Here is a 21202-nt window from a genome sequence, read left to right as displayed (position 1 = left end):
GCAAACCTCCCCATTACCGTCCCCGCTCTTTCGGGTCTATATAATCGCGCAGCGCATCGCCCCATAGATTCAATATAGCTACGGAAAGAAAAATAGCCGCTCCGGGAGACAGGACGACCCAGGGATAGGTCTGCAGCATGCTTCGTCCCGTACTCATCATGCTGCCCCATTCGGCGGCCGGCGGCTTGGCACCTAATCCCAAAAAGGACAGGGCCGCCAGCTCCATCATCATCGTACCGATGTCCAAAGCCGCCGTCACGACGATTGTTCCTAGGCAGTTCGGCAATATATGGCGGATCAGGATCTGCCGCGGCAGAGAACCGGCCATCTGAGCCGCTAAAATGAACTTCTGCTCTTTCAATGCCAAGGTCCGGCTTCGGACCAAGCGGGCGTACTTAGGCCAACTGACGGCTCCTAAGGCGACGACGGCATTGTGGATCCCGCCGTTCAAAACAGCCGCTATAGCCATGGCAAAAATTAAGCTGGGAAAGGCCAGGCAGACGTCGGCCAGGCGCATGCACAGGGCGTCCGCCTTCCCGCTGTAATATCCGCACAGCAGTCCGATACCCGTGCCGATAAAAGCAATCATGGCGACGAGAGCCAAGGCCGAAAAAATGCTGAGCTGCGCGCCGGCGAGAATCCGGGACAGCATATCGCGGCCGTACCGGTCGGTCCCCAGCCAGTGGTCCCAACTCGGCGCCTGAAGAACCGCGTCATACTGCTGGGCATACGGGTCGTAAGGGCATAGATGCGCGCCGAAGGCCGCGACGCACAGCAATGCGGCGGCGCAGAGTGAAAACAAGACAAGGCGCTGCTTCGGCGCCTTGCGAGAAACGAGAGCTTCTGATATCATCGACGACGTCCCTCTTTCCAGCCAATCTGCGGGTCCGCTATCCGATAGACGATATCAGTCAGCAAGTTGACGACGACGTATATGAAGGCCATCCATACGACATAGGCCTGAATCATAGGATAATCCCGGCCGTGAATCGCGTCGACGGCCAGCTTTCCCACGCCGTCCCACATGAAAATAGATTCTACAATGGCCGTCCCGCCCAGCAGGCTGCCGATGGAAAGAGCCAGCAGCGTCAGGATCGTGCCAAAGGAAGCCCGCAGGATACTGCACCGCAGCGTCCAGGAAAAGGGAATGCCTCTCGATTTCGCACCCAGCACATAGTCCTTGCCCATTTCTTCCAGCACGGCCGCCCGCACTTGCCGCAAATACTTGGCGGACATCGCAATAGCCAGCGTCGCCGTCGGCAGCGCCAGATGCTCCAAGCCTTCCCCCGAGGAAAGGACTGAGAACAGGGGAATCTGGACGGCAAACAGATACAGCAGCACCAAGGCCAGAAAAAAATTAGGCATGCTGTTGCCGCAAAAACTGAAAAAGCGGATGACGTAATCTACAGGCGAGTTGCGCCGGACTGCTGCCGCAATGCCCAGCGGGACAGAAACGGCGATTGTCACCAAGACGGACGACGCCGTGAGGAGCAGCGTCGCCGGCAATTTATCCATGAAGGTAGCAAAAACGTCGCGCCCTGTCATGAAGCTGACACCCATATTGCCGTGCAGCAGATTTCCCAGCCAAACGATATATTGCGTCAGAAACGGCCGGTCCAAGCCCAGCTGCGCCCGTTCAGCCGCGACGACTTCCGCAGCGACAGCTATGCCTGCCCGGTCATATTTTTGAACGACTGCATCGCTGCCGGCAATATGCATCATGGCAAAGGACAGAAAGGTAATTCCCAACAAAATCGGAATCAGCTGCAGAAGCCGTTTTATCACATACATCGTCATAACCGCTTCACAGCCTTTATCATAAACATGGGCGTCGAGCCGTTATTGATGCGTTCTTCCCGCGTCCATACCGTCTTCCATATATCCTCGTCGGCGACGGCGTCCATCCCCAAGCGCCGCAGAATATCTAAATCCCACTGCGGGCGCACGCATCCCGACAAGGGCGCTTTGCCGGCGATTGCTTCCATAGCCGGTATATCTGTCCCGTCCGTCTCGTCGGCAACGCCGCTCCGGCGGATATGCTCCCTGTCTTCCATATATCCCCGCCGCGCTTCCTCATCGTATAAATACCGATACCAATTGGCGTCGAAGTTCAGCAGCAGGCCGCCTCGTTTCAGGACGCGCCGCCACTCGCCATAGGCCTTGTCAGGGTGCGGAAGGTTCCACGTCAGGTTCCGCGTGACGACGACGTCGAAATACCCGTCGGCAAAGGCCAGCTGCTCCGCGTTCATGCGGCAAAACCGTATAGACCGGCCGAGCCGTCCGGCATTGTATCTCGCTTCTTCCAGCATAGACGCTGTATAGTCGACGGCCGTCACCTCATAGCCCCGTTCAGCCAGCAGAATGGCGAAAAATCCCGGCCCCGTGCCGACGTCCAGCACGCGGATTGATGAAGCACTCTCTTTACCGCAGGCCGCGTCTATGTGCTGCAGCAGCGTCCGTCTCCAGACGTCCCGCTGGCTTGAGCTCAGCTCGTTTTGATGGACTGCCGAATATCCCGGCGCGCGGTTTGTCCAATAGGCCATATTTTCTTGTTCATAGCTTTCATAAGCCGCCATAGTCATCCCTCGTCAAACATACGCCGCAATACAGAATATGGGCGTAGGATTATAAAATTCGTCTACGTCATGATATATGCGCTTCCAAACGGACAGATCCACGCGGACATCGCGGAATCCCGCCTCGGCCAATAACTCGCAATCCCGCTGCGGACGCAGCTCCGGCCTGCGCAGGACCGTCTTCATCCGTTCATAGTCAGCCAGCAGCGACGGCGCAATCCGTTGGTGCGCGTGGGCAGCCGGCAGCGGCATATCCGCCCTTTCATGGCAATAATCGGCATCAAAATTCAGCAGCAGGCCGCCGTCCTTCAGCACGCGCCGCCACGCCCTATAGGCCTTGCCCAAATTCGGAAGAGCCCAGGTCAGATTGCGCGAAATGACGACGTCAAAAGAAGCGTCGGGAAACTCGGGCCGTTCCGCATCCATGACGTAAAACGCCGACGGCACATGATATAGCGCCGCTTTCCGCTTCGCTTCGGCGATCATGTGCTCCGTCAGATCGATGCCGACGACGTCGTGCCCTTCCAGGGCCAGGATATTAGCAAAAAATCCTGTGCCCGTGCCGACGTCTAAGATGCGCAGCGGCGCGTCCATTGAAAAATACCGCTGAAACTCCTCTATCCACAGCCGCCGCTTCGGGCTTTGAAACTCCCGGCACCGCTGCGCCGAAAACTCGTCGACCCGCTGCGACCAATACGCTATCATTTCACGTTTAATCTCTTCCATCTGCCTAGCCTTTCTATACATCGTAATTTAAAGTAATTTTATTATACAAAAATATATATGGCCTTTTAAGCCCCCTATGGGGATAGAAATTACCGTACAGTCCATCCAATCCTTCATGACCATATGCTAATCGTTTATACTGCGCACAAAAAAACAGCTCATGCAAAATGCATGAGCTGTTCTGTGGTGACCCGGTAGGGATTCGAACCCTAGACCTACTGATTCGTAGTCAGTCACTCTATCCAGCTGAGCTACCGAGTCATATCTTAACGACTTATATAGTATAGTAAATTTTTTATTATTTGTCAATACGTTTTTTATGGTAAATTGCAAGTTGAATTTGAACAACCATAATCAGGAAACACACTCACTAGCATAAACTTCATCGAGGAATGCATCAAATAGCTCTGACGGCGTATGGTAGCCCAAAACACGCCGTGGGCGCTGGTTCAGCGTATCTGCCATGTTCAGGATATCCTCATCAGAGAACCGCTCCATGGACATGCCCTTTGGGATGAAATCCCTCAGCAGGCCATTGTGGCGTTCGTTCTGAGCCCGCTCCCATGAGCTGTACGGATGTGTAAAGTATATCTTAGTACCGAGGCTCTCGAACTGCGATAAGTTCTCAAACTCTGGACCGTTATCGGCCGTCATCGTCTTAAAGATCTGGCTGAAGTACTCTGCGCCATATCGCTCCTGCAACTGTGCAAGAGCAGCTTCAACGCCGGCGCAGGTACGTCCAGGAATTCGGATAGCGATGTAGTTGCGCGTAACCTTTTCAACAGCGGTGAAGACTACTGCTTCACGACCTGCGCGCCGACCAACGACCGTATCCACTTCCCAGTGGCCCATCTCGGTACCATCATCGACGACGGCAGGACGTTCCTCAATGGAGCGGCCCTTCATACGTTTGTTCTTACGCACCCATTTGCGGCGGCGTTTGTGCTTCAAGACCTGCGGTACCTCGAAGAGTGACAGTGGAAGTTTGTTAGCCCAAAGCATGTTGTAGAGCGTCTTGGTACAGGGAATCTGTTCCGGAGTAAATAGCTTATTTCGCCTAGCATAGCCAACGCAGGCATCCAGTGACCAGCGTTCCTGGCGGACTCGTTCCACCATCCATTGGATAAACAGCTCGCAGTCGTCATGATCGATTTTACAAGGCTTCCTGGAGTTCTTGCGATTCTCTGCATAAGCCTTCTGACCGCGCTTTGCCATATACTGAGGGGCACGACCGTGCTTGCTTTTCCGATCCGGCGTTCCACGCCGAAGTTCATAGAAAACAGTCGTATGAGCACATCCTACTGCAGCAGCGATGTTGCGAAGGGAAAGCCCCTGGCGATGCAGGGCCTGAATCATGCCACGTTCCTCCAAAGAAAGATGGCGGCCGGGTGTACGTACGTCCTCAATTGTGTTAGAATGGATGTGATCCATAGTGATTGCTCCTTTGTTGATGATTTCTCGCAAAACCATTTTAACATGAAGCTTCACTATGGATTTTTGTTTTTTTGATTACCTGTTCAAATTCATTTTACAATTAACCATACGTTTTTTATATAAAATGGGGAAAGAGCGGCGCTCCTTCCCCATTTGCTCCATCGTATTGATGATTTCCAGTTACATGACGCCGGCATCCTTCATCATCTGCGTTAAGAATTCTTTTACCTTCGGGCTGGCGTCTACCATAGGCAGGCGGAATGCGCCGGCCGGCAGGCCGAGCATGTTGCAGCAGGCCTTGATCGGCGTCGGGTTTACGGTGCAGAAGATACCCGTCATAACCGGCAGGTATTTCTGATGCAGTTCCATGGCCTTTTTGATGTCGCCGTCTTTATAGGCCTGAACCATTTCGTTCATCTCCTTGCCGATGATATGGGACGCAACGCTGATAACGCCGCAGCCGCCGACGGACAAAATTGGCAGGGTCAGATTATCTTCGCCGCTGTATACGTAGAAATCGTCGTCTGTATCGCGGGCAATCGTCGTAGCTGCGTTCAAATCGCCGCTGGCTTCCTTGATGCCGACGATATTCTTGAAGTCATGGGCCAGCTTGACGACCGTAGCCGCTTCAATCTTGCCGCCTGTACGGCCCGGTACATTGTAGATCAGAATCGGCATATCCGTCGCCTTCGCAAGGGCCGCAAAGTGGGCGTAGCAGCCGTCCTGATTCGGCTTGTTGTAATAGGGAACGATGGCCAGGAAGCAGTCTACTCCCGTCTTTTCCGCTTTTTTCATGAATTCGATCGTCTGCGCCGTATTGTTCGTGCCTACGTTGGCCATGACCATCACTTTATCGCCTACGGCGGCAGAGATGTCCGTAAAGAGCTTTAATTTTTCCTCTTCCGTCATCGTAGCGCCTTCGCCGGTCGTACCGGCTACGAGAATGCCGTCGGAGCCGTTTTCGCAGTAATACTGCGCTAATTTGACGGCGCCTTCGTAATTGACGGACCCGTCTTCATAAAACGGCGTAATCATAGCCGTGATAACGTTGCCAAATGTTAACATACCAATTCGCTCCTCTCTACTTTACCATATCATGAGCCAGCATGTATTCGGCGATCTGCAGGGCGTTCAGTGCGGCGCCCTTGCGGATTTGGTCGCCCGATACCCACAAGTTGACGGCTTTGGGATTGTACAGGTCCTTGCGGATGCGGCCTACGTAGCAGTCGTATTGTTCCGACGTATACATGGGCATGGGATATTCCATTTCGGCCGGATTGTCCTGTACCTGCGCGCCCGGGAAGGCGTCGATGGCCTTGCGGATCGCGTCGACAGTCAATTCATCCTGCGTTTCTACGTAAATGGATTCGGCATGGCTGCGGAAAACGGGAACGCGGACGGTCGTCGCCGTAATGGCGATGGTATCGTCGTGAAGCATCTTATGGGTTTCATTGACCATCTTCATTTCTTCCTTCGTATAATCGTTTTCCATGAATTTATCAATCTGCGGAATCAGGTTAAATGCGATGGGATAGTGCTTCGGCAAACTCTTGCTCGGCAGGATCTGCGGGTTCATGGCTTCGCCCTTGAGGTAGGCCTGCGTTTCTTCCTGCAGCTCGTCGATGCCTTCTTTGCCGGCGCCGGACACGGCCTGATAGGTGCTGACGATAATCTTTTTGATCGGCGACAAGTCGTGAATTGGCTTCAAAGCCATGAGCATGATAATCGTCGAGCAATTCGGATTGGCTATGATGCCCTTATGCCAAGCAATGTCTTCCGGATTGACTTCAGGAACGACGAGGGGCACGTCCGGATCCATGCGGAACGTGCTGGAATTATCGATGACGATACAGCCCCGTTTAGCAGCTTCAGGCCCTAGGGTCTTGCTGATAGAACCACCGGCAAACAAGCCGATATCTACGCCGTCGAAAGATTCGGGCTTCGCTTCTTCTATCGTGTATTCCTGACCGTTGACGGTCATCGTCTTGCCTGCCGAACGGGCCGACGCCAGCAGCTTCAGCTTGCTGTACGGAAAGTTTCGTTCTTCAATCAGGCGGATAAATTCTTGTCCAACTGCACCTGTGGCGCCTAAAATCGCTACTACCGGTTCTTTTGCCATACTAAAAACCCCTCCAACATCTTACGTCTTATAAATAATTTTCCAAGCCAAAGGTCAGGCCCGGCCGAGAGCTTACTTTCTTTACAGCCAAAATGACTCCGGGCATGAACGATTTGCGGTCGATAGAATCGTGACGGATCGTCAGCAGCTCGCCGTAGCCGCCGAACAGCACCTGCTGATGGGCTACGTAACCGGGAAGGCGGACGCTGTGAATGGGAATGTCGTCCACTTTTGCGCCGCGGGCGCCGTCCAGGCTTTCATGCGTCTTATCCGGAGCCTGCTGGGCATTGGCAGCCTTACGGGCCGCGTCGATTTTATTAGCCGTCATGATGGCCGTGCCGGATGGAGCGTCCAGCTTATTATTATGGTGAAGTTCGATGATTTCTACATCCGGCAAATAAGGAGCCACTTCTTCCGACAGCTTCATCATCAAAACGGCGCCGATAGAAAAGTTCGGCGCAATGAAAATGCTCGTCTTGCGCTGTTCTGCCAAGGCGGCCAATTCGCCGCGCTGTTCTGCCGTCAGGCCCGTCGTGCCGACGACCATATTGACGCCGTGTTCAATGCATGTCTTGGCGTTTTCAAAGATAACCTTAGGTGTCGTAAAATCTACGACGACGTCGGGCTTAATGTCGTCCAGGGCCTGGCCTAAGCCTTCGCGGATAGCGATTCCCAGCGCGCCGACGCCAGCCAGTTCGCCGGCGTCTTTGCCGATATTCGTCACGCTGACGCCGCCGACAAATTCTAAATCCTTATCTTCATATACGGCTTTGACGACCTGGCTTCCCATGCGGCCGTCCGCGCCGTTTACCAATACGCGAATCATGTTTGTTCACCATCCTAATTTTACTTAATTAAAGATTACCATTAATATATACCTATTATGCAAATTCGTCAATAGAATCACTTTAAATCTTGTCGTCCCGCACTTGACGCACGATTTGCTTGGCCGCCTCGATGCTGGCCTCCGTCGCGTCGTCGCCGGCAAACATGCGGGCGATTTCCAAGACGTGGTCTTCTGCCGACAACGGGCGAACTTGCGAAACGGTCCGACCATCGGCTTCCCTTTTATAGATGAAGTAATGGTGATCGGCTATGGCCGCCGTCTGGGGCAGGTGGGTAATGCACAAGACCTGATTGTCTCGTCCCAGCCGCCGGATGTGCTCGGCTACCTTCAATCCCGTCTGCCCGCTGATGCCGACGTCGATTTCATCGAAGATCATCGTCTGCCCGCCGGCCGAGGCCGCGCTCGACTTCAGGGCTAGGGCAATACGGGAAATTTCGCCGCCCGAGGCGATTTTCGCCAGAGGCTGCATGGCTTCGCCCGTATTGGCCGAGAAATATAATTCGATGGAAGCCGCCCCGTCAGGAAGAATTTTTTCCATAGGCTCGATGTGAAAGGCGATGCGGCTGTTCGGCATGCCTAATTGATGAAGGGTCTCTTCCATGGCCTGACGAAAGGAGGCGTCCGCTTCCCGCCGCAGCAAAAGCAGCCGTTCGGCCTGTCGCCGCAGGCCCTGTTCCTGCCGCTTGATTTTAGCCTGAAGCTCCGCCAGCAGGCTTTCCGATTGGTCGAGCCGTTCGTATTCGCCCTTGGCTTTGGCCAAAAAGGCCAGTATTTCTTCAATCGTAAGGCCGTATTTCCGCTTGAGCTTGTCGATTGCCGCCAAGCGGGACTGCATAGCGTCGAGAGCCCGTTCGTCAAATTCAAAGGAATCGGCATACCGCATCAGGCCGTCGTGCACGTCTTCTACCTCATAGGACAGCGTTTCCACCTTAGACGCCAGGTCGTCAAAGGCCGTATCGTAGGCGGAGGCCTTTTCCAGGCAGCGATGTATCGTCTCCAGCTGTTCGACGATACCCTTCTGCCGTTCGCCCCCTTCCAGGCAAAATACAGCTTCCTTCAAGTTGTCTTTAATATGCTCGGCATGAGACGCGGCGCGCACCTTCTTTTCCAGCTCGTCGTCCTCGCCGATTTGCAGCTGGGCGCTTTCAATTTCCTTGATTTGAAAATCGAGAATGCTGGTCATGCGCGCCTTTTCGCCTTCGTCGTGCTGCAGCTTCCGCGCCTGCTGGCACAGGGAACGCCACGCGCCGTACATTTCGTCATACCGGCGCCGCTCCTGCTGCAGCTCCGGCGTCAGCGAATCCAGTATGCCGACGTGGTAGGCCGGGTCAAAGATGAGGCGGTTGTCGAACTGGCCGTGTATGTCGAGAAGGTATTCGCCAATGCGCTTGACGACGGCAGTCGGCACCAGCGTGCCGTTCACCAGCGTCGTACCCCTGCCGCTGCGGTAAAACTGCCGACAGATGACAAGCTGGCCATCGTCGCACTCGATGTGGTTTTCTTCCAGCAGATGGGCCAAATGTTCGTCTATTACAGAAAAAAAGAACGCGCCTTCAACACGAAAGGCGTCCGTGCCCTGCCGCACGAACGATGCTGAAGCGCGTTTTCCCGCCAACATGCCGATTGCATCGAGAAGAATAGATTTGCCGGCGCCGGTTTCGCCGGTAAAAATCGTAATGCCCTCGCCGAAAGAAAACTGCAGATCTTCTATTAACGCAAAATTATGTATGTGCAGCGATTGCAGCATAAGCGCCTCATTCTTTCATCAGCGACACGATTAATTTTACCAGCTGCGGCACCGTTTCCGCGTTGTTCGTAATGATGAGAATCGTATCGTCGCCGGCTAAGGTCCCGATAATGCTTTCCCATTTCGCGTGGTCGATAGCCGAAGCCACCATGCTGGCCGAGCCCGGCAGCGTATGAACGACGATTTGGTTAAAGGCCGAGTCGACGCGGACGATAGAATCCTGGAACAGGCGGGCCATGCGGTTTTTGGACATGAGCATGTTCTGTTCCGGCGACAGGGCGTACCGATAATGGCCGTCACTGGTCGGAACCTTGATGAGCATGAGTTCTTTAATATCGCGCGACACCGTCGCCTGCGTGACCTCAATCCCTTCTTCCTGCAGGGCTTTTGCCAGCTCTTCCTGCGTTTCAATCGGACGGGACTGCACTATTTCCTTTATCTTCGTATAGCGAAATCGTTTCATGTTAGCTTACCCTCTTTTCTGTACAATATATAAAACAGGCGGACAATGTATTTGGTTGATTGGCTGCCACAGGGACACGTCAAATTCCCGCTGCGGCACGGATTGGAGAAAACGGCGAAGAGCCTTTTCCTCCTGAGCCCCGGCCTCGGTGCCGGGATAGGCCGCTATCATAATTATCCCATTTATCGCAATTTTATGCAAGCATATTTTTATAGCTTTTATCGTCGTTTCACTTTTCGTATGAATCCCATGGTCCCCCGAAGGCAAATATCCCAGGTTAAACACGGCGATATCAATGGGCTCGGCAATGTGCCCGACCAAGTCGTCGTGAGACCCCTGACGATATACGACGGTCTTATGGGACAAGCCCAGGCTGTCCAGCCGCTCTTTCGTCCTGGCGACAGCGCAGTCCTGGATATCAAAGGCATACAAGACGGCGTCGTCCTTCATCAAAGAGGCCAAAAAAGCCGTGTCGTGCCCGTTGCCGCAGGTCATATCGACGAGGACCTGCGCCTCCGACACGTAGGGCTGCAGCAGCATGTGGGACATAGCTACGACATTTTTAAACGGATATACTTTCATTTACTCATTTCCCATCATCTTTTTAAACAAATTGCCGTAAAAATAGCTTTGGTTAAACCGCACGATGTTCAGCACGTCATCGGATTTTTTGACGTGAAGCACAGCGGAGCGCAGCAGCTCCTGGTCCATCATGCCGTCGACGGAAATGCGGACGCTGTTGCGGCTGTTGTCGACGGTAAAGCTGAGCTCGTCCCTGTCGCTTAGCACCAGCGGCACTTTCAGCAGCAGGTGCGGGCAGATGGGCGTCACCATGATGCACTTGACCTGGGGGGAGACGATGGGGCCGCCGCTGGAAAAGGTATAGCCCGTGCTGCCCGTCGCCGTCGACACGACGAGGCCGTCGCCGGGAAACTGCTGGATAAACTGCCCGTTAATGCTCATGTCGACGCGGATCAGCTTGCCTACGTTGCCGTGGCCGATGACAATATCGTTCAGCGCCGGCGGCAGATGCTGACATGTGCCGTCTTCGTAGCACAAATCAGCCTGAAGCATCATGCGCTCCTCCATGAAATACCGGCCGGCGATGAGGTCTGCAATCCGCTGCTCCAAGGTACTTGTCTCCACTTCGTACAAAAAGCCCAGGGAGCCCAGGTTGACGCCGCAGATCGGCACGCCGGCCTCGGCAAACTGCTTCGACATTTTCAGAATCGTGCCGTCGCCGCCGAGCACCATAGCCACGTCGATGGATTCGTATATTTTTTTCTGCGGCCGCAAATGAGACGCGCCGATATGGCGGTACAGCGCCTGCCGGCTTTCGCCGACATAGGCCGGCAAGTAGTATTCGACGCCCTGGTCCTCGCAAATCGCGATGATCTGCCGGACGATATCGGCGCTCTCTCGTTTTACCAGATTGGGAAATATGCCAATGCGCATACGCTATCACCTACATTTCATGAGAACGGGTTACGATGTCTTCGATTACATCGTCGCTTATTTCATTGCGGACGGCCCCTTCTTTTTTGCTGTACAGCAAATATTCGATATTGCCGTCGGCCCCTTTGATCGGTGAAAAGGTCAGGGCCAGGGGCGATATGCCGCAGGCTGCAATGCCGTCGGTCACGCGGCGGATGACGTCGCGGTGCACGCCGCTGTCCCGGACGATGCCGCCCTTGCCGACATGCTCGCGCCCCGCTTCAAATTGGGGCTTGATCAGTGTGACCATGGAGCCTCCGTCAGCCAGCAGCGGCGCGACGGCCGACATGATCTTGAGCAGGGAAATAAACGACACGTCGATGGAAATAAAATCGACGGGCTCGCCGATGTCTTCTACCGTGACGTTGCGTATATTAGTCCGCTCCATATTGACGACCCGTTCGTCCGTGCGCAGTTTCCAGGCCAGCTGGCCGTACCCCACGTCGACGGCGAATACCTTAGCCGCCCCGTTCTGCAGGGCGCAGTCCGTAAACCCGCCTGTCGACGCGCCGATATCCATCATCGTCACGCCCGTCAGGTCGATAGGAAAGGTTTCCATCGCTTTTTCCAGCTTCAATCCGCCTCTGCCGACGTAGGGAATGGGATTGCCCTTCACCGCTACTTCGGCGTCGACGGAAATCTTCGTTCCCGCCTTGTCGACGCGCTGATTTTTAACGAATACGAGGCCTGCCATAATAGCAGCCTTTGCCTTTTCCCGGCTTTCCGCCAGCCCTCGTTCGACGAGCAGCACGTCGAGCCGTTCTTTTTGCTGCATACTTTCCTCTCCTTACTTCGTACGGACGAGCATATACGACACGAGGTCCCGCAGGAACCAAGCCTTCGGTCCCAGCGGTTCTACGGCGGCCGTCGCTTTTTCCGCCGCTTCCTCCGCCATGCGCCGCGCTTCGTCTAATGAAAAAATCGTAACATACGTAGCCTTGTCGTTTTTTGCATCGCTGCCGACAGGTTTCCCCAGCGAAGCTTCGTCGCCGACGACATCGAGAATGTCGTCGGTAATCTGGAAGGTCAGGCCCATGTAAAAGGCGTATGTATCCAGAGCTTTTTTCTGCGCTTCGCCGGCATCGCCCAGTACAGCTGCCAATTCAATCGCCGCTTTAAAAATGATGCCGGTTTTAGAATAGTGGAGAAGCTCTAAGCCTTCGCGGCCGATGGACGTATTGCCTTCCGACGCCAGATCAAAGGCCTGGCCGCCTACCATGCCGGCCGGTCCGGCCGCATGGGCAAAGATGGCGATGCACCGCGCCAATTTAGCCGCGTCGATATGGGTCTGCGCCGCCATGAGCTCGAAGGCATAGGTAAGCAGGCCGTCGCCGGCCAAAATCGCCGTGCCTTCGCCGAACACGACGTGATTCGTCGGCTTGCCACGCCGCAGGTCGTCGTCGTCCATGGCCGGCAAGTCGTCGTGGATGAGCGAATAGGAATGAACGCATTCCAAAGCGCAGGCCAGATCTATATACGGTTCCGAATCCTTGCCCAAGGCTTCCAGCGTAGCCAGAAGCAATATCGGCCGGATGCGCTTTCCGCCGGCCAGGAGGCTGTAATTCATCGCCTTATACAGCTGGGAAAACTGCGGCACGTCCGTCTGGAGCAGCGTTTTCAGCCGGCTGTCTATGCGGCCTTTCTGTTCCTTCATATAGTCTGCAAAATTCATAAGCCTAACGTCCCTTCTTCCAAGGTTTTGTCTGACCCATCGTCCTCTTCGGCCCGTTCGTGAATATCTGCCAGGGCCTGAGCCCGTTGTTTGGCATATTCCAGCGCGCTTTCGCAAGCTTCGGAAAGCTTGATGGCCTTTTCATATAAGTCCAGCGATTCCTTAAGCGTCAAGTCTGGCGAATCCAGGGCCTTGACCACTTCTTCCAGCTTTTCATAATTCGCTTCAAAATTCTTTAGTTTATCCGTCGTTCTTGCCATATATGTCTACCTCTTTGATTTCCGTCGTAATTGCGCCGTCTACCAGCTGTATCCGCAGCGGACACTCTTTGTCCAGCCGGCGGATATCCGCGACGATGCGTCCCTGCTGCTCCAGCTGCCCGTATCCGCGGCGCACGAGAGCCGCCGGGTTCAGGGCCTGCAGCGCAGCCTGCAGGCCGGCCATGCGCCCGCCTTTTTCAGCTAAAATCACGTCGAGACGGCGGCTCCCCGTCTGCACCATCTGGCGGATGCGGTCTCGTTTTTCCGTCAAAAAGGCGCCGTACCGCCTCGGCTGCATGCGGGCGGCCAGGTTGGCCGTATCGCGGCGCCGCCCTTCAATCGCGTCCATCAGCATGTCCCAGGCCTGACGGCTCATGGCCGCCAAGTCCAGCTCGATTTCCTCTACGTCGGGAAAAGCCAGTTCGGCCGCATGCGTCGGCGTCGCCGCCCGGATGTCCGCCGCGTAATCGGCCAGCGTCGTATCCGTCTCATGGCCAATAGCCGTAATGACCGGCACCGCCGAGCCGTAAATAGCCTTGACGACGGCGGGACTGTTGAAGCACCACAGATCTTCCATGGAACCGCCGCCGCGCGCCAGAATGAGGACATCCAAATCCCTGCGCGTTCCGGCTTTTGCCACGGCGGCTGCAATTTTTTCTTCGGCTCCTGCGCCCTGCACAGGAATGGGAAACAGGCGGATATCCACGTAGGGATTGCGTTCGGCGGCTATCTTGCGGATATCGTGAAGCACGGCGCCCGTACGCGACGTCAGCACGCCTACAGTCCAGGGAAAGCGGGGAATCGCCTGTTTGTGGGCGGCGTCGAAATACCCGTCCCGCTCCAGTTCATTCTTTATCCGTTCGTATTCGGCCTGCAGCGAGCCTATGCCCTGCGAAAAGAGGCGCTCGATGATAAACGACAACGCGCCGCCTTTTTCGTATACGTTGACCGAGCCGATGACGACGACATGATCGCCTTCGCGGATGCCGTCCATCATCCTCCCGGCACGATTGCGGAATAAGATGGCCCTGATCGAGCAGGCGTCGTCGTGGAGATTCATGTAGTAATGGCCGTTGGACGCCCGCTTCAGGCCGATGATATTCCCTTCCATCGCTACGCTTTGGAGGCGAAAGTCTTTTTGTATATCGTCCTTGATACGCCGGACGACGTCTGTCACTGAGGCATACTTCATTTGCTCTTCCTTTCCTGCCAGGCAGCCCAAAAGGCCGCGCCGGAACCGTTGTCCGCGCTAAAGCCGGCCGGAGCCAGCAGCAGCCTGACATGACGGCGGCGGCAGTAAGCCGCCAATTCGCCCTGCAAATAGGCGTTCGACATGACGCCGCCTACGGCGACGAGAGACTGCATGTCCTCCTTGTCGTCCAGCATGCGGCGCAGGCCGTCCCAGACCGTAGCCAGCGTCCAGCTGCATATTTCGGCAGCCGTGCCGCTGCGCCCGGCAATACGCCGCTGCCCCTGCGATTCCGGACCGGAAAAACTGATTTCTCCCTGCCGGCACCACACGTGCGACGGCTTAGCCGGAACTGCCGCAGTCTGAGCCATTTTATCCACATGAACGCCAGCCGGGAAGGGCAGGCCCAGGGCGACGCCGATGCGGTCGATGAACTGACCGGCGCTGATGTCGCTCGTGCCGCCGACCCGTTCGATATCGAGTCCCATTGCATCGGGAACAGCTTTGAGCAAATCCGTCGTGCCGCCGGACAGATGAAGGCCGTAAAAGGCCTCCTGCCCTATGGAGCCAGTCGCGCGCAGCGCCGCCAGCAAGTGGTTTTCCTGATGGCTGAGAGTATACAGCGGGACGCGGAGAACGGCAGCCAGAGAACGGCCGTAGCCCAATCCAGCTAAAAAGGCCGGCATATATGAATCTTCACGCCGCCGCGGCTTATCCGTGACGCCGACAGCGCGAATCACGCAGGACTCCAGCTGCGGCGCAAGCCGTTCGAACAGCACGGGCAGGTTCCGCATATGCTGATATACCATGTTCGACTGGGATAAGCCGCGCCCGCCCTGGGGCACGGTCAAAATAATCCGTTCGTCGGCAACGACGTCGAAATGCGAGTCGACTACGCACAGCGACGTCGTATAGCAGCTCGTGTCGATGCCCAAAAACGCGTCCATTACGACCGGGACCTCACATAGGCGCCCAAAATGCCGTTGATGAATTTAGCCGCTTTTTCGCCGCTGTATTCTTTGGCCAGCAAGATCGCCTCGTTCAGCACGATGGACGGAGCCGTTTCCTCCTTGGGGTATACGAGCTCGCACAAGGCCAGCCGCATGATGTTTTTATCAGTATGATTCATGCGGGATACGTTCCAGCCTTTGGCAAAAGACTGAATGACGCCGTCCAGCTCTTCCTTATGAGCCGTAACCGTCTGCACGAGATAGTCGCAATAGGCACCTTCGTCGCCGCCGTCGCTAAGTTCCGCCGCGCTATCGGCTGCATCGTCAGGCGCCGCGCCGTCTTCTTCAAAAATTTCTTTTTCTTTATATTGTATGTCGTTTTCGCCGTGGAATTCGCGGGAAAACAAAAGTTCCAGCGCCTGCTGGCGCGCTTTATGTCTGCTCACGCTAACCTCCTGTATGGTTTTGGCCCTCATGGGGACTCATGACTACGTCTTCAATCGTGACGTGGACCTCTAAGTGTTTAGGATCAGCCATCACCGTAAGGGCCTTGGCGACGTTCTGCTGCACCGTCAGGGCCAGCGTCCGCAGCTGTGCGCCGTAATAGGCCTGAATGTGCACGTCTGCCGCGACGATGCCGTCCAGATATTTGACGACGATGCCGCGGCCTTTTTTTCCGGCCACGCCTTTGGTGCCCAAGGCCGCCGTCGCCGCAATCTTAGCCAGCGCGCTTTCGCTGATCGTATAGGCAAAACTATCGCTATGCTCCGTCATGACTGCCGCTCCTTTCCGCCCCGTCTCCCTCGCCGTCGGAAAACGCGATATCCTGAACGACGACATGGACGGCCGTCACGCTGCATCCAGCCGAGGATTCTACAGCGTCCTTGACCTTCTTCTGCACTGCCAGGGCAATATCGGGAATCCGATACCCATACTGCACGACAAGGCGCACCGTCAGCTCGACCTCCCGGCCGTCGATGACCGCGTCTACGCCCTGGGCCAGGCTGGTCCGCCCGATTTTCCGGGCCGCCGTTTCCGCAATAGACGCGCCCAGCGAAGCTACGCCGCTGACGGCAGCTGCCGTTTGGGACGCCAGTACGGAAATCGCCCGCTGTGAAATATGTACGCTTCCTAACGCATTCGTTTCCGTCGTTTCCATGATGACCACCATTGATAAAATTCACAAAAAGCGATGAGAAACTCATCGCTTTTCCAGTGTCCGTATGCTTATGCTCTGCCGATATAGTCGCCCGTTCTCGTATCGATCTGGAGAACTTCGCCTTCGTTGATGAAGAGAGGCACTTTAACGACATATCCTGTTTCCAATTTAGCCGGTTTGCTGCCGCCCGTAGCCGTATCGCCGCGGACGCCCGGATCGGTTTCAACGACCTTGAGTTCGACGGCTGCCGGCAAGTCGATGCCGATTACCTTGCCTTTAAACTGCATAACCGTAACCGTCATGTCTTCTTTCAGGAAGTTTACGGCGTTGCCGAGGTTGTCCTTGTTCAGTTCGATCTGTTCGTACGTTTCGTTGTCCATGAAGCAGTACATGCCGTCGTTTTCATAGAGGTACTGCATCTGGCGGCGGTCTACGCGGCCGTCCTGGACTTTTTCGCCGGCGTTCCATGTACGTTCGATAACGGCGCCCGTTTCGAGGTTTTTAATCTTAGCGCGGACAAAGGCTGCGCCCTTACCGGGTTTTACATGCTGGAATTCGACGACCTGCCATACCTGGCCGTCAATTTCAATCGTTACGCCTGGTCTGAAATCATTACTTGTAATCATAATTTACTCCTCCTATAACAGCTCCATCAATTCTTTTGATGTCTTAGTTAGTATTTCACAGCCATCAGCTGTAACGGCAACGGAATCCTCTATGCGGACGCCGTATTTGCCTTCTATGTACAGTCCCGGTTCAACCGTGACTATCATATTCTCCTGCAGCGTGCCGGCCGCACGCGGCGAAAGCACGGGCTGTTCGTGGATCTCCAGCCCCGTCCCATGGCCCAAGGCATGGGTGAAGTATTGGTCTGCGCCCCGTTCGGAAAAATACTGGCGGACAGCCGCGTCGATGTCGCGGCAGGACGCTCCCACCCGGACGGCGCCTAATCCCAACAATTGGCCTTCCAATACGGTTTGATAAAACTCTTTCTGCTCCGGCGATGCCTTGCCGACGACGACGGTGCGGGTCATGTCGGAATGATAGCCTTCCCATACGGCGCCGAAGTCAAAGGTAACGAAATCGCCGGCTTCAACGACCTTGCCGCTCGCCGTGCCGTGGGGCATAGCCGACCGGCGGCCTGAAGCCACGATGGTCGCGAAGGATCGTTCTTCCGAGCCGAGAAGAAGCATAGCGCTTTCCAGCCGCGCCGCCAATTCCCGTTCCGTCACGCCGGGACGGATATAGGGCAGCAGCTGGGCAAAGGCCTGATCGGCAATCTCGCTGGCCCGGCGCGTCGCCGTCAGCTCATAGGGCTCCTTTACCGCCCGCAGCTGTGATAAATCCTGAGCCGAGAAACAGCATTCTTCCAAGCCCGATGAAATGGCTTCGTAAAGCGAATGGGTCAAGAAGTCCCGTTCATACAGAACGGCTTGTACGCCCATACCGTTCAGGGAATCGCAGATGGAACCGGCCAGCTTTCCCTCGTGATTTTTCACGGCATACCATTGGCCGGACTGCAGCGCCGCCTGCTCCGTGTATCGGGAGTCGGTCCACAGCACGGCGTCGGACAAGCTGACGACCAGCGCGCCTTCGCCGCCCGTAAAGCCGCTGAAGTACCGAAGGTTTTCCGGCTGCAATATGATTATACCGTCGGCAGTATGTTCATGCAGAAACTGCCGCAGGCGAGAAATCCGTTCTTCCATCACAATCATCCCCCACCGTATTTGGATTACATTTTATGATACCATATTACAGGCCATTTGAACAGGTTATTTATTCATAAAGGGGAATTCTCTTTCCTCTTCCTTCAGGGGACGAAATTCGCCGGGGCGCAGCGTTTCGTCGAGGCGCAGCCCGCCGATAGTATGGCGGCACAGCGCGCGGACGCTGAGGCCGACGGCGGCGCACATGCGCTTTACCTGATGGAATTTCCCTTCCTGAACCGTCACCTCGACGGTCTGCTCCTCTATTTTTCTCGCCCGCGCCGGCAGGCACTGCAGCCCGTCGGCCAGCACGATACCGCCTTGAAAGACATCGTCTATATCGTCGGGAATAGAGCCGTCGACTTCGGCGATATATATCTTATCGATATGCTTTTTCGGCGCCGTAATGCAGTGAGCCCACACGCCGTCGTTCGTCAGCAGCAGCAGCCCCGTCGTATCCTTGTCCAGACGTCCGACGGGAAATAATCCGGCCCCCTGGTATTGCTGAGGCAGCAAATCGAGAACCGTGCGGCTGCAGCGGTCCTCCGTAGCCGACAAGACACCGGCAGGCTTGTTCATCATCAGATAATAGAACGCTTCGTATACGACGGGTGTTCCGTCTACGGAAATCTGGTCTCCTTCGGGATCGACCTTCGCCGCACTGTCGCGGCAGCACTGGCCGTTGACGAAGACGTGCCCGCCCTTGCACAGCTCTTTCAGCTGGCGGCGCGTTCCCCAGCCGCAGTGGCCCAGGAGCTTGTCAAGACGCATTGATTTTGCCATATGCCATCCTTTCCGCTCACAAGCTGGGCATGCTGGCCCACTGGGCCTGATAGCCCGCCATGCCTTCCAGATGCTGCGTGCAGTTCATGAGAGTCATGACGTTCTTGTCGCCGTGGTATTCAATGATATTAAAGGCCGTATTGTACTGCTGGAAACACCAGATGCGGCTCATTTCCAAGCCCAGCAGGCCGAAGATCAGGCAGCGGATAGACGCGCCGTGCGACGCGATGAGCACCGTGTCGCCGTCCTTATGGCGGCTCAGCAGTTCCTTCGTCTTAGCCGTAATCCGCCGCTCTACTTCACAGAACGATTCGCCGCCCCGCGCCCGCAGCGTGCCGTTGGAGTCGTAAAAGGCCTCGATTTCGCCGGGCCACATCTGGATAATTTCCTTGTACGTATGGCCTTCCCATACGCCGAAATCAATTTCCTTCAGTTCGTCGTAGGAATACACAGGCAGGCCGTGAGGTTCGGCGACGATTTCCGCCGTTCGGCGGGCCCGCTGCAGCGTGCTGCTGTATATGCCGCTGAAGGGGACGTCCTTCAAAAAACGGCTCAGGCACTGCGCCTGCTCGATGCCGCGGGCGTTGAGCGGCACGTCCGTAGAACCCTGATACCACTGCTGCACATTGCCGTCCGTTTCGCCGTGGCGCACTACATATAACTTTATCATGATGTTCCTCCTACCGTTTCATGTCCTTGGCGACAGCCTGAGGCCGTCCCTTTCCATTATATCCAAATACACGCCGTCTGAACAGCTCCGGATGCAAGAAAGGCCAGACCCAGCAGCAGCATTTCGCTTAATTCGATGACGGCGCCGTACGTATCGCCCGTCACGCCGCCCAGCCGCCGGGCGATATACGTATTCAATCCCAGCGAAATCAGCATCGCCGCGCCTAACAGCAGGAAATAGCCCCAGCCGGCGACTGCCAGCGGCAGCAAGGCACACAGGAAGGCTTTAACCAGGGCGCGGCGGGGCGCATATTGGACGAAGGCCTGTCCCAATCCCTGCTGGCGGACATAGGGAAATTGAAAGATCCCGATGAGCACGCCGAAACGGGCCGCCGTCGGCACGGCCAGCAGCGCGGCGCAGACCGACGGCTGCGGCAGATTCGCCAGAAAGCAGACCTTCAGGGCCATGCAGGAAACAAAGACGACGACGCCGTTCGAGCCGACACAGCTGTCCTTGAGTATTTCCAGCATGCGCTCGCGGCTCCGCCCGGAAAACAGCCCGTCAGCCGTATCCATGAGGCCGTCGGCATGAAGGCCTCCCGTGACAAACAGCCAGCACAGTACCAGGAGAACAGCCGTATAGGGCTGGGAAAACCACAGGGATATGCCGGCATAGGCCAAGCAAAGGACTGCACCGATAACGGTCCCTACGAGGGGGAAAAATATGACCGAACGGCCAAAGTCCGCCTCCGTCCAGACAGTCTGGGTCACGACGTGGATGCGCGATAAAAACTGCAGGGCAATAAAAAAAGATTTCATCGGCAGCCTCCCGGCGGAATGGACGCTCTCAGCCGCGTGATCTCTACGGGAATGCCGCAGACGGTCCAGTACACCTCGTCGGCCTGCCCGGCGGCATATTGGTTGACCTTGCCGACGACGTCCCGGTACAGGCGGCTTATGTGGCTCATCGGCACGATGCCGCATCCCAGCTCGTTGGTCACGAAAATCACCGTCTTATCCTCCGTCTGCCGGACGGCCCCGACGATATTCTCCATCTCCTGCAGCGCCCCCTGCAGTATCTCTTCGTCCCCGGCCGTTTCATGAGCAAACAGATAATTAGAAAGATACAGCGTCAGGCAGTCGACGAGGACGGCGTCGGCCTGCTCCAATACGGCAGGAAACGCCGCACTCAGGCCGGAGGATATCTCCAGCGTCTGCCAGTCTTCCGGACGACGGCGGCGGTGCTCGGCAACTCGCTCCTTCATTTCTTCATCTAATATCTGGGCCGTCGCGACATAGGCCTTGCGGCCGGAGCAGGACGCCAGATATTCTTCGGCAAACAGGCTCTTGCCGCTGCGCGCGCCGCCTGTCACGACAATCAGCTTCGATTTCATAGCTGCCTCCCCTC

26 protein-coding genes and 1 tRNA gene are annotated in these 21202 nt (G+C 55.9%); all 27 read right to left on the bottom strand.

The window, feature by feature from the left end:
* Window positions 1-13: 13 nt before the first annotated feature.
* The 27 genes from nikC to cobU all read right to left on the bottom strand — a co-directional run bounded on the left by nikC (window position 14) and on the right by cobU (window position 21188).
* Entirely contained in the window at window positions 14-853 is an 840-nt protein-coding gene (gene nikC / locus DKB62_RS10275) for a nickel transporter permease (RefSeq protein WP_107196367.1), read from the bottom strand.
* Window positions 850-1791 (bottom strand): ABC transporter permease, encoded by a 942-nt coding sequence (locus tag DKB62_RS10270; protein WP_205410342.1) that lies wholly within the window; start codon window positions 1789-1791, stop codon window positions 850-852. The genes nikC and DKB62_RS10270 overlap by 4 nt, the downstream gene beginning before the upstream one ends.
* A gap of 2 nt (window positions 1792-1793) precedes the next feature.
* Window positions 1794-2576: a class I SAM-dependent methyltransferase gene (locus DKB62_RS10265; RefSeq protein ID WP_107196365.1), complete on the bottom strand. Its 783-nt coding sequence runs from the start codon at window positions 2574-2576 to the stop codon at window positions 1794-1796.
* Window positions 2577-2588: 12 nt separating this feature from the next.
* On the bottom strand, window positions 2589-3302 hold the full coding sequence (locus tag DKB62_RS10260; protein WP_107196364.1) for a class I SAM-dependent methyltransferase: 714 nt from the start codon (window positions 3300-3302) through the stop codon (window positions 2589-2591).
* Between the two features lie 184 nt (window positions 3303-3486).
* A tRNA-Arg gene (locus tag DKB62_RS10255) sits at window positions 3487-3563 on the bottom strand.
* Between the two features lie 93 nt (window positions 3564-3656).
* Window positions 3657-4733 (bottom strand): IS30 family transposase, encoded by a 1077-nt coding sequence (locus DKB62_RS10250; protein WP_115759886.1) that lies wholly within the window; start codon window positions 4731-4733, stop codon window positions 3657-3659.
* Window positions 4734-4916: 183 nt separating this feature from the next.
* Window positions 4917-5801: a 4-hydroxy-tetrahydrodipicolinate synthase gene (gene dapA, locus DKB62_RS10245; protein ID WP_107196580.1), complete on the bottom strand. Its 885-nt coding sequence runs from the start codon at window positions 5799-5801 to the stop codon at window positions 4917-4919.
* Between the two features lie 16 nt (window positions 5802-5817).
* On the bottom strand, window positions 5818-6855 hold the full coding sequence (locus DKB62_RS10240; RefSeq protein WP_107196579.1) for an aspartate-semialdehyde dehydrogenase: 1038 nt from the start codon (window positions 6853-6855) through the stop codon (window positions 5818-5820).
* Window positions 6856-6883: 28 nt separating this feature from the next.
* Window positions 6884-7681, bottom strand: a complete 798-nt coding sequence (gene dapB, locus DKB62_RS10235; protein WP_107196578.1) for a 4-hydroxy-tetrahydrodipicolinate reductase — start codon at window positions 7679-7681, stop codon at window positions 6884-6886.
* 82 nt (window positions 7682-7763) lie between these two features.
* Complete coding sequence (recN, locus tag DKB62_RS10230) at window positions 7764-9449, bottom strand: DNA repair protein RecN (RefSeq protein WP_107196577.1); 1686 nt, start codon at window positions 9447-9449, stop codon at window positions 7764-7766.
* A 7-nt stretch (window positions 9450-9456) separates the two neighbouring features.
* Window positions 9457-9912 (bottom strand): arginine repressor, encoded by a 456-nt coding sequence (argR, locus tag DKB62_RS10225; RefSeq protein ID WP_087476872.1) that lies wholly within the window; start codon window positions 9910-9912, stop codon window positions 9457-9459.
* A gap of 6 nt (window positions 9913-9918) precedes the next feature.
* Complete coding sequence (gene mnmM, locus DKB62_RS10220; protein ID WP_107196576.1) at window positions 9919-10494, bottom strand: tRNA 5-(aminomethyl)-2-thiouridylate-methyltransferase MnmM; 576 nt, start codon at window positions 10492-10494, stop codon at window positions 9919-9921.
* Entirely contained in the window at window positions 10495-11367 is an 873-nt protein-coding gene (locus tag DKB62_RS10215; protein ID WP_087476870.1) for an NAD(+)/NADH kinase, read from the bottom strand.
* Between the two features lie 10 nt (window positions 11368-11377).
* Complete coding sequence (locus DKB62_RS10210) at window positions 11378-12181, bottom strand: TlyA family RNA methyltransferase (RefSeq protein ID WP_107196575.1); 804 nt, start codon at window positions 12179-12181, stop codon at window positions 11378-11380.
* 12 nt (window positions 12182-12193) lie between these two features.
* A complete protein-coding gene (locus tag DKB62_RS10205; protein WP_107196574.1) occupies window positions 12194-13078 on the bottom strand; it encodes a polyprenyl synthetase family protein in 885 nt (294 codons plus the stop codon).
* Window positions 13075-13338 carry an exodeoxyribonuclease VII small subunit gene (gene xseB / locus DKB62_RS10200; RefSeq protein ID WP_107196573.1) on the bottom strand — a complete coding sequence of 88 codons (264 nt, stop codon included), beginning with the start codon at window positions 13336-13338 and terminating at the stop codon, window positions 13075-13077. The genes DKB62_RS10205 and xseB overlap by 4 nt, the downstream gene beginning before the upstream one ends.
* A complete protein-coding gene (gene xseA / locus DKB62_RS10195; RefSeq protein ID WP_107196572.1) occupies window positions 13319-14530 on the bottom strand; it encodes an exodeoxyribonuclease VII large subunit in 1212 nt (403 codons plus the stop codon). Before xseA ends, xseB begins: the two co-directional genes overlap by 20 nt.
* Window positions 14527-15474: a tRNA (adenosine(37)-N6)-threonylcarbamoyltransferase complex transferase subunit TsaD gene (locus DKB62_RS10190; RefSeq protein ID WP_107196571.1), complete on the bottom strand. Its 948-nt coding sequence runs from the start codon at window positions 15472-15474 to the stop codon at window positions 14527-14529. The genes xseA and DKB62_RS10190 overlap by 4 nt, the downstream gene beginning before the upstream one ends.
* On the bottom strand, window positions 15474-15923 hold the full coding sequence (gene nusB, locus DKB62_RS10185; RefSeq protein ID WP_087476864.1) for a transcription antitermination factor NusB: 450 nt from the start codon (window positions 15921-15923) through the stop codon (window positions 15474-15476). Before nusB ends, DKB62_RS10190 begins: the two co-directional genes overlap by 1 nt.
* Window position 15924: 1 nt before the next feature.
* Window positions 15925-16251, bottom strand: coding sequence for an Asp23/Gls24 family envelope stress response protein (locus DKB62_RS10180; protein ID WP_157949735.1), 327 nt, complete (start codon window positions 16249-16251; stop codon window positions 15925-15927).
* Window positions 16238-16636 (bottom strand): Asp23/Gls24 family envelope stress response protein, encoded by a 399-nt coding sequence (locus tag DKB62_RS10175; RefSeq protein WP_095629253.1) that lies wholly within the window; start codon window positions 16634-16636, stop codon window positions 16238-16240. The genes DKB62_RS10180 and DKB62_RS10175 overlap by 14 nt, the downstream gene beginning before the upstream one ends.
* Before the next feature lie 68 nt (window positions 16637-16704).
* The gene (efp, locus tag DKB62_RS10170; protein WP_087476862.1) at window positions 16705-17262 is read right to left on the bottom strand and encodes an elongation factor P; all 558 of its coding nucleotides are present in this window, start codon (window positions 17260-17262) and stop codon (window positions 16705-16707) included.
* A 12-nt stretch (window positions 17263-17274) separates the two neighbouring features.
* Window positions 17275-18345: a M24 family metallopeptidase gene (locus tag DKB62_RS10165; RefSeq protein WP_107196570.1), complete on the bottom strand. Its 1071-nt coding sequence runs from the start codon at window positions 18343-18345 to the stop codon at window positions 17275-17277.
* Window positions 18346-18408: 63 nt separating this feature from the next.
* The gene (locus tag DKB62_RS10160) at window positions 18409-19125 is read right to left on the bottom strand and encodes a pseudouridine synthase (RefSeq protein ID WP_107196569.1); all 717 of its coding nucleotides are present in this window, start codon (window positions 19123-19125) and stop codon (window positions 18409-18411) included.
* Window positions 19126-19141: 16 nt separating this feature from the next.
* Window positions 19142-19795: a histidine phosphatase family protein gene (locus DKB62_RS10155; RefSeq protein WP_107196568.1), complete on the bottom strand. Its 654-nt coding sequence runs from the start codon at window positions 19793-19795 to the stop codon at window positions 19142-19144.
* Window positions 19796-19851: 56 nt separating this feature from the next.
* Window positions 19852-20613, bottom strand: coding sequence for an adenosylcobinamide-GDP ribazoletransferase (cobS, locus tag DKB62_RS10150; RefSeq protein ID WP_107196567.1), 762 nt, complete (start codon window positions 20611-20613; stop codon window positions 19852-19854).
* Window positions 20610-21188 (bottom strand): bifunctional adenosylcobinamide kinase/adenosylcobinamide-phosphate guanylyltransferase, encoded by a 579-nt coding sequence (cobU, locus tag DKB62_RS10145; protein WP_107196566.1) that lies wholly within the window; start codon window positions 21186-21188, stop codon window positions 20610-20612. The genes cobS and cobU overlap by 4 nt, the downstream gene beginning before the upstream one ends.
* Window positions 21189-21202 lie beyond the last annotated feature (14 nt).

It is taken from the genome of Megasphaera stantonii, from assembly GCF_003367905.1.
Classification (GTDB): Bacteria; Bacillota; Negativicutes; order Veillonellales; family Megasphaeraceae; genus Megasphaera; species Megasphaera stantonii.
Note: the sequence above shows the minus strand (reverse complement) of the source record. Positions and strands in the feature narration are given on the sequence as shown.

Excerpts from the sequence above, each read along its gene's own strand:
- DKB62_RS10270 (WP_205410342.1), bottom strand. The coding sequence starts at position 1,791 with ATGTATGTGATAAAACGGCTTCTGCAGCTGATTCCGATTTTGTTGGGA.
- DKB62_RS10205 (WP_107196574.1), bottom strand. The coding sequence starts at position 13,078 with ATGAATTTTGCAGACTATATGAAGGAACAGAAAGGCCGCATAGACAGC.
- DKB62_RS10160 (WP_107196569.1), bottom strand. The coding sequence starts at position 19,125 with ATGGCAAAATCAATGCGTCTTGACAAGCTCCTGGGCCACTGCGGCTGG.
- DKB62_RS10190 (WP_107196571.1), bottom strand. The coding sequence starts at position 15,474 with ATGGACGCGTTTTTGGGCATCGACACGAGCTGCTATACGACGTCGCTG.
- DKB62_RS10250 (WP_115759886.1), bottom strand. The coding sequence starts at position 4,733 with ATGGATCACATCCATTCTAACACAATTGAGGACGTACGTACACCCGGC.
- xseA (WP_107196572.1), bottom strand. The coding sequence starts at position 14,530 with ATGAAGTATGCCTCAGTGACAGACGTCGTCCGGCGTATCAAGGACGAT.
- recN (WP_107196577.1), bottom strand. The coding sequence starts at position 9,449 with ATGCTGCAATCGCTGCACATACATAATTTTGCGTTAATAGAAGATCTG.
- DKB62_RS10240 (WP_107196579.1), bottom strand. The coding sequence starts at position 6,855 with ATGGCAAAAGAACCGGTAGTAGCGATTTTAGGCGCCACAGGTGCAGTT.
- DKB62_RS10180 (WP_157949735.1), bottom strand. The coding sequence starts at position 16,251 with ATGACGGAGCATAGCGATAGTTTTGCCTATACGATCAGCGAAAGCGCG.
- DKB62_RS10265 (WP_107196365.1), bottom strand. The coding sequence starts at position 2,576 with ATGGCGGCTTATGAAAGCTATGAACAAGAAAATATGGCCTATTGGACA.
- cobU (WP_107196566.1), bottom strand. The coding sequence starts at position 21,188 with ATGAAATCGAAGCTGATTGTCGTGACAGGCGGCGCGCGCAGCGGCAAG.
- nikC (WP_107196367.1), bottom strand. The coding sequence starts at position 853 with ATGATATCAGAAGCTCTCGTTTCTCGCAAGGCGCCGAAGCAGCGCCTT.
- dapA (WP_107196580.1), bottom strand. The coding sequence starts at position 5,801 with ATGTTAACATTTGGCAACGTTATCACGGCTATGATTACGCCGTTTTAT.
- DKB62_RS10210 (WP_107196575.1), bottom strand. The coding sequence starts at position 12,181 with ATGCAGCAAAAAGAACGGCTCGACGTGCTGCTCGTCGAACGAGGGCTG.
- mnmM (WP_107196576.1), bottom strand. The coding sequence starts at position 10,494 with ATGAAAGTATATCCGTTTAAAAATGTCGTAGCTATGTCCCACATGCTG.
- xseB (WP_107196573.1), bottom strand. The coding sequence starts at position 13,338 with ATGGCAAGAACGACGGATAAACTAAAGAATTTTGAAGCGAATTATGAA.
- cobS (WP_107196567.1), bottom strand. The coding sequence starts at position 20,613 with ATGAAATCTTTTTTTATTGCCCTGCAGTTTTTATCGCGCATCCACGTC.
- DKB62_RS10175 (WP_095629253.1), bottom strand. The coding sequence starts at position 16,636 with ATGGAAACGACGGAAACGAATGCGTTAGGAAGCGTACATATTTCACAG.
- DKB62_RS10260 (WP_107196364.1), bottom strand. The coding sequence starts at position 3,302 with ATGGAAGAGATTAAACGTGAAATGATAGCGTATTGGTCGCAGCGGGTC.
- DKB62_RS10155 (WP_107196568.1), bottom strand. The coding sequence starts at position 19,795 with ATGATAAAGTTATATGTAGTGCGCCACGGCGAAACGGACGGCAATGTG.
- efp (WP_087476862.1), bottom strand. The coding sequence starts at position 17,262 with ATGATTACAAGTAATGATTTCAGACCAGGCGTAACGATTGAAATTGAC.
- DKB62_RS10215 (WP_087476870.1), bottom strand. The coding sequence starts at position 11,367 with ATGCGCATTGGCATATTTCCCAATCTGGTAAAACGAGAGAGCGCCGAT.
- argR (WP_087476872.1), bottom strand. The coding sequence starts at position 9,912 with ATGAAACGATTTCGCTATACGAAGATAAAGGAAATAGTGCAGTCCCGT.
- dapB (WP_107196578.1), bottom strand. The coding sequence starts at position 7,681 with ATGATTCGCGTATTGGTAAACGGCGCGGACGGCCGCATGGGAAGCCAG.